This window comes from Comamonas sp. B-9, assembly GCF_000410635.1.
Taxonomy (GTDB): domain Bacteria; phylum Pseudomonadota; class Gammaproteobacteria; order Burkholderiales; family Burkholderiaceae_C; genus Comamonas.
In genome coordinates this window covers 1-6,967 of record NZ_APCR01000074.1, presented here as the reverse complement: position 1 = coordinate 6,967, position 6,967 = coordinate 1, and the positions used below count along the sequence as shown (strand labels likewise).

3 protein-coding genes are annotated in these 6,967 nt (G+C 63.6%); 1 reads left to right on the top strand and 2 read right to left on the bottom strand.

Features of this window, described 5'->3' with window-relative positions; translation table 11 throughout:
* Positions 1 to 74: 74 nt before the first annotated feature.
* Both H928_RS0100635 and H928_RS0100630 read right to left on the bottom strand, forming a co-directional pair.
* Complete coding sequence (locus tag H928_RS0100635) at positions 75 to 1,511, bottom strand: CitMHS family transporter (protein ID WP_021024740.1); 1,437 nt, start codon at positions 1,509 to 1,511, stop codon at positions 75 to 77.
* 180 nt (positions 1,512 to 1,691) lie between these two features.
* Entirely contained in the window at positions 1,692 to 1,940 is a 249-nt protein-coding gene (locus H928_RS0100630; protein WP_021024739.1) for a TIGR04438 family Trp-rich protein, read from the bottom strand.
* A 1,068-nt stretch (positions 1,941 to 3,008) separates the two neighbouring features.
* On the opposite strand from H928_RS0100630, the gene H928_RS25585 reads away from it, so the two are divergent.
* Positions 3,009 to 6,967: DUF5979 domain-containing protein (locus H928_RS25585; protein WP_158400420.1), on the top strand; the 3,959-nt coding region annotated here is incomplete at its 3' end.

The following is a 6,967-nucleotide window of genomic DNA, read 5'->3' as shown; positions in this document are numbered from 1 at the left end:
GGCTGGCCCAGGCCCGCCCAGCGCCGTGTTGCACGGCCGGCCGCTGCCCTGGGGCAGGGCTGGCGCCGTGCCGGTCAGATGATGCCCAGCATCCAGGTCAGCACCAACAGTGACAGCGACAAGCCCCAGATCCAGAAGAACGAGTAGCGGATATGCTGGCCCATCGACAGCTTGGCCAGGCCCAGGCCCATCCACAGCGCTGGCGAGAACGGCGAGACAAAGGTGCCCACGATGCTGCCGATGATCATCGCGTAGGCTGCCGAGGTGGATGGCACCCCCGCCTGCGACGTGATCTGCTCGACGACCGGGAACAGCGCAAAGTAATAGGCATCGGTGCTCAGCACCAGCTCCAGCGGAATGCCGATCGCGCCAATGACCAGGTGCATATAGGGCAGCAGCACGGCTGGCAGCACATCGACCAAGGCCCGCGCAATGCTGTTGAGCATGCCCGACTCCTTGAGGATGCCCAGGAACGTGCCGGCCGCCAAGATGATGCTGGCCATCATGATGGCGCCGCCCGCATGCGCATTGATGCGCTGGATCTGCACCTTGGGCTGGGGGTAGTTGATGACCAGGGCCACGCACAGCGCAATCATGAAGGTATAGCCGGGCGGGAACACGCCCATCACCAGCACCGCCAGGGTGAGCAAAAACACCAGCGCATTGACCCAGCGCAGCCGGGGGCGCAGCAGCTGCGTGCGCGCCTCATCGGCGGCCTTGGCTGCTGCGGCCTGGATGGCCAGCTCGGTGGCGGCATGGGGCTGCAGTGCAGCGGCCAGCTCGTCGACATGGCTGGGGTGAGCGGATGCGGGCGCCGATGAGGCCACAGATGCAGGCACAGAGCCGGACGCCGCAGCAGGCATGGCTTGCGCCAGCTCGGCCTTGAGCGCCTGCTGGCGGATGCGGCGCTGCTCGCGCAGGCCCAGAAACACCGCCAGCACCAGCAGCAAGGCCAGGCCCAGGCCCTGCACCACCACCAGCTCGCGCCACAGCGCCACGGCATCCATCTCCAGCACGGTCGCTACGCGGCCCACCGGCCCGCCCCAGGGCAGCATATTGACCACGCCGGCGCTGGCGGCCAGCAGCAAAAACAGCAGGTAGGGGCTCATCTTCAGCCGCTGGTACAGCGGCAGCAAAGGCGGCACCACCAGCAAGAAGGTGGAGGCGCCTGCGCCGTCGAGCTGAGCGATGGCTGAGATCAGCACCGTGCCCACGGCCACGGCAATCACATTGCCGCGCGTGATGCGCACCATGGCGCGAATCAGCGGGTCAAACAGGCCCACATCGTTCATCACGCCAAAAAACAAAATGGCAAAGATGAACATGGTCACCACCTGCACCACGGAGCTGATGCCATGGCGGTAGAAACCGGTGATCTCGCTGGTACTGAAGCCAGCGATCAGGGCGCCAGCAAGGGGCACCAGCACCATGCTGATCACGGGCGAGACCTTCTCGCTCAGCAGCAAGGCGACGATGACAACAACAATGGCTAAGCCAATCAAGGTGAGCATAAATACTTCTTCTAGTGCGTGGGGGGAATGGCGCATACCTTGCGCGGTATGCAGCCGGCGCTGAGTGGCCCACACATGCCCGGTAGCCAGGCCCGGCGGTGCTTGTGGCACCGCCAGCGGCTCGCCTCTCGTCTCCAGGGCAAACACGGGGTGGGTTTGCCGGGGCGGTGTGGGCCGCTCTTATCTGTCGCGGGACCGGGTCGCGTTGAATTTGAAAAGGTCCTTGTCTTTCACATAGCGGGCCGATTGCTTGCGGGCGCGCCGCGCCCGGCTGCGCCGGCGTGTGTAGCCGGACCAGTCGGCCCACAGCTTCCACAGCAGGGCCAGCAACGAGGGCAGCAGCACATGGGGCCATGGCCAGCTATCTATCGGTGGAATTTCATAGATTTTCAGCATCAACAGGCTGACAGCAATGATCAAGAGGTACATGGCAGAAAGAAGGGGCGGGTTGCGCTGCCTGCGAGGGGCGGATCGGTACGACCCGCAGGCAGCGGCAGCGCAAAGCGGGCGGTGACCTCACCACCCGGGATGAAACGGGGAATCAGGCCGGCGATGGCTGGGCGGTACCCCACCCGCTGCCCGCTGACCTGAAAGACGCGTGTCTGGGCCGCCATCTGTAGAGACCGGGCGGCATGCGGCGACACATGCACTTAAATTATAGCTTTATGCTAATAAATCAATGAATCAAATCATTAACAGCTATGTTAATTGCGCATTCTGTGCTGGCGCTGCTGCTGGGCCTGGGGGCGAAAAAAGGCCGTCAATACCTTGGCTGCAGGCGGCCAAACCCTGGGAGCTACAGGGTTTGGCGGGGCGGGCGCGGGTTTTTGCGTAGCGCATGGGGCGCATTCCGGTTCAGTGAGCTGGCAAGCGTCCAATGCGATTTTTGCGGTGCATTTCCAGGGTTTTAGAGCCCCGTGGCCTCACTCAGGTACAGCGCTTGGTTGTCAGAAGTTAACAAATCAAAAGCATATAGATAAAGACATTAATTAAATAACTAGCCAGTCATATCTGACGCCTTGCTGATCAGAACTTATGAAAGTCTGCATGTGCCTAGAGCATTGCTAATACAGCAAATTTTTCAAGAAATGGTAGTTTTTGTGCGCGTGCTGATAAACGGTAAATGCTGTGGGTTGCATGCATAAAAAACCAATAGTTACGAAATAAATCAAAACTACCGTGGTACCGATTTGGCGACTAATTGTTAACGCAATGTCCTGGGTTATCGCGGTTACGCGACGCTGAATGTCAGCGGCAGAAGCCCTTATCTGTACTGGGTTTGCGGGGCCATAGCAGGAAAAAACTGCGCAGCGAAAAGCCGATGCGAACGCACCCACGTAAACCCTGGTTTGTGGGGTTTGTATCGGATGAATGTCAATTTTTTCAAACTATGGAGGAATTAGTGGTTTTTATGCCAGCACTTGTAAGAGGTGCTAGCTTGGGTGCAGCGGTGATTAAAATCTGTACATATTGATATTTCCAATGAATGGAGTTGATGTGATAAAAAATTATTTGCATCGTGCGCGCTGGGAGGCGCAAGGGCCGGCGCTCCGGCCCACGGGAGGCGCCCTGCGCGGCGCGGTTATCGGCAGGGCGCTGTTGGCGCTGGCGGGGCTGTGCGCCTTGGCCGGCCCGGCGCATGCCGCCATTACCATCACCAGCGCGGTGGTCAGTGCCGATGGCAGCGGCCCGTTTGACGCCAACAACAACCCTGGCAATGACAACGGCCCTACCAATGGCGTCGTGCGCAGCCAGGACACCGTCCTCTACACCATCGGCTACAACGCCTCGGACACCAGCAACGGCGTGATCACCGCGACCTTGCCCGCGGGCATGCGCTGGGATGCCACCGCCACTGCTGCCAGCGTCTGCAATGGCCCCGGCGGCGGCAGCTTGAACGCAGCCAGAACCGTGCTGACCTGCAACCGCCAGCCTGGCAGTGCGGGCGTGGAGTCGTTCCAGGTGCTCAGCTGGGTGGGCAATGTGGCCAATGGCGCCTCGGTGGCATTGACGGCCGCCTCCGGCGCCACGTCGGCCACGTCGGCGCCGGTTACCGTATCTGCCACCCCCAAAACCGACACCCGCGTGCGTGTGGAGGCTGCAAATATATTGCGTGCGGAAACCACGCCAGGCTCCAATGTGTGGGAGCGGCGCATGCCGGTGGCCATCAGCCTGGGCGCCTTGCTGCCCGCCAGTGGCAACTTCAAGGGCTATGAGGCGCTGCAAAACCCGGTGTCCGTCACCATCAAGGTGCAAACGGGCGCGGTAGTCCGTACCTGCCCCGCTGGCGCTACCTGTAGCCAGTCCGCGCCTGGAGACGATATCACCGTACAGATCGCCAACCCCACCACGCATTTCCTCGATGCCGCAGCGGTGGGTGGGCTCGATGCTGCATGGCGAAGCACGGCTTTGCTGACGGTGCTGATTGGTGTGCCCGAGATCCCGAACTTCCCGGCAGGCCAGAACAGCCCCATCACGGCGCAGCTGGTCAACTTTGCACCACTGGGCCTGGGCGGTCAGTCCAATGCGGTGCCAGCGCCAGGCTACCAGCCCGGCTATGTCTGCCCGGCTGGCGCGAACAATACCCAAACCTGTGTCAGTGCAACGGTCAGCCGTACCCAGACCCTGCAGCTGGCCATCAGCGGTGGCGCGGTGTATGACAACGTCAACCTGATCTACGGCGATGGCCATGGCTACACCCAGAACTTTGAGAAGGTGGTGCCTGGCCAGGCCTTTAATGCGCTGATGGGCGTGGGCAACCGGCCGACCTCCGAAGACCCTGCCACCGATGCGCAATCCTGCGTCGCCTGGAACCCGGCCTTGCTGGAGCTGCGTGCGGCTGCCAGCCTGAAGCTGAGCAACCTGGCTGTCTTTTACCAGCCAACCAATCTGCTGTCGCCCGATGTGGCGCCCGCCAATATGGTGATGGAGTACTCGGCCCAGCCCTATGCCGATGATGCGGCGCGCCGCGCGGCCAACTGCGGGGTCGCCGGTGATGGCAATCCGCTGTGGACCAGCAACTACGCATCGCTGCCGCCCAATACCATCACCAGCGTGCGCTACGCGTACATCCCCAATCTGACGCCTGGCCAAACGCTGGGTCTGGTGCTGCCGCTGCAGCGCAGCAGCAGCGCCACCTCGCTGGCGCTGGCCGATGATGCACCACTGCCCTGGTTCTCCCAGTACTTCACGGCGGCCAGCGGACGCGTGTACTCCACCTTTGACGGCAACAGCAGCACCGTTGGTGCCAACGGTGGCGGCTATGTGCAGGCGGCCTCTGCGCTGGTGCGGCACAGCATTGCGCTGCCCGGCAGCGTCTCGCCCGGCGATATTTTCCCGATCAGCGTCACGCCCACCACCATTGGCGCGACCACGCCCGGGGTCAATGGCGTCTCACGCAATGTGCAGATCACCATCGATTTCCCCAACACCTACATCCAGCCGCTGGAAAGCTCGATTGCGCCGTCCTTGCCGCCCGGAGCAACCTATGTGCTCACGCCTGCCGATCTGGGCGGCGACGGCCTGCCTGGTACGGCCGATGATGGCGCGCCCGCCAAGCTGGTGCTGAACCTGGGTGACCTGGCCGCACCCGGTGGCGCGGTGGGCCCGGCCCCGTACCAGGGCCATGCCACGGCCCACCCGGCCATTACCTTCCAGGCCCAGGCGGCCTATATCTCTCCGGTGGGCACCTACCCGCTGGTGGGCCTGGTCGCAGCCAACAATGACCTGAGCTTTGCCGATTACACCGGTGTGGCCAATATCGTGCCGGCCGCCTTGCTGCAAGACCGCACCGAGCGGGTCAGCACCACGGTCTCGGGCGTTGCCGGCTTCCAGATGAGCAAGGCACTGGTCAGTGGCGGCACGGTCGACAACAGCGACCCGGCCAACCCGGTCACCCGCATCACCGCCGGCGAGCCCTTTACCTATGCGATCTCGTTTGGCAATGCCACCAGCACGGCCAAGGGCCAGCTGCGCATGGTCGATGTGCTGCCCTTTGATGGTGACGACCGTGGCACCACGGGCCTGGGCCCGCTGCAAATGGTCAGCGCCACCGCCGCCATGGGCGGCTCCGGCCAGGGCACGATCGGCATCGAGTACACCACCACGGCTGCGGCCACGGTGCGTGCTGCCGTCCAAACCCCTGGCAATGAAGATGCGGCCACCGGCGTGGCCTGGACAGCCTACGCCGGCGGTGCCTTTCCCGCCGGTGTGACGGCGCTGCGCTTTACCACCAGCTCGACGCTGCAACCGGGCTACAGCGGTATTGCCAACCTGACGATGCGCAGCCTCTCGCCGCTGGCGCCCACCACCGAGCTGTACAACGACGTGTTTGGCCGCGAGCTGAGCCCCGGGGGCCTGGTGCTGACGGCAAGCGGCCAGGTCGAGCTGCGTGGCCAGGCAGCTGCCAGCCTGACGGGTCTGGTGTTCAACGACCTGAACATGAACAACACGCTGGACGCCGGTGAAGCCGGCGTGGCAGGCATCACGGCCACGCTGACCTGCGATGCCGGCCCTGCCTGCACGGCGGGTGAAACGCACAGCGCGGTGACCGACGCCTCGGGCGTGTACAGCTTTGCGCCCGGCGCCACGGTCGATGGCCAGGCCAACTTCCCCGGGCTCGCCAGCGGCTCCTGGACCTTGAGCATCGCCCCCGGTGCGCAGTGGCTGGCCGTCGGTGCCACCCCTGGTACCGTCAATGGCACAGCGTCCGGCACGGCGGTGGACCGCAGCATCAGCGGCATCGTGGTGCCCACGGGCGGAACGGCAGTGGACTACCTGTTTGCCGAGCGCCAGCAGGGCAGCCTGACCATCAACAAGGCGCTCGTGCTGCCCGCTGGTGTGACCGGTCCTTTTGACTTTGCGTTTACCGCAACCTGTGACCTGCCCACCGCTGGCTTTAGCTACCCTGCGACCTTGATCGGCTACCCGGGCAACACCTCGGTGACGATTGACGAGTTACCCGCGACTGCCAACTGCACGGTGACCGAAGACACCCCCCTGCCCACGGCCCCTGCCTCGTACGAATGGGCGGCCCCCTCGGCGCCTGCGCCCGTGGTGATTGCTGCCAACGGCGATGTGGCCGTGACCGTGACCAATACGCTCAATGCGCTGCTGGGCAGCATCACGATCACCAAGGATCTGGTGTTGCCGGCCGATGTGCCCGGTCCGTTCAACTTCAGCTACACGGCGACCTGTGACCTGCCCAGCGCTGGCTCGGTGTACTCCGGTACGTTGACGGGCTACCCAACGGCGACTGCAGTGACCATTGCCAATGTGCCTGCAGGTGCGCAGTGTGTGGTGGCCGAAGGCCCCTTGCCTGCAGCCCCTGCGAACTACAGCTGGGGCCCTGCGGCAGCCAATGTGCCGGTGACCGTGCCTTTGAATGCCTCGGCCCCGGTGACGATGGCCAGCAGCCTGGTGCGCTTGACCGCCGGTATTGAAGTGACCAAGACCCT

What these genes read in the sequence shown, in the direction of transcription:
- H928_RS0100635 (WP_021024740.1), bottom strand. Translation starts at nt 1,511, where the DNA reads ATGCTCACCTTGATTGGCTTAGCCATTGTTGTTGTCATCGTCGCCTTG.
- H928_RS0100630 (WP_021024739.1), bottom strand. Translation starts at nt 1,940, where the DNA reads ATGTACCTCTTGATCATTGCTGTCAGCCTGTTGATGCTGAAAATCTAT.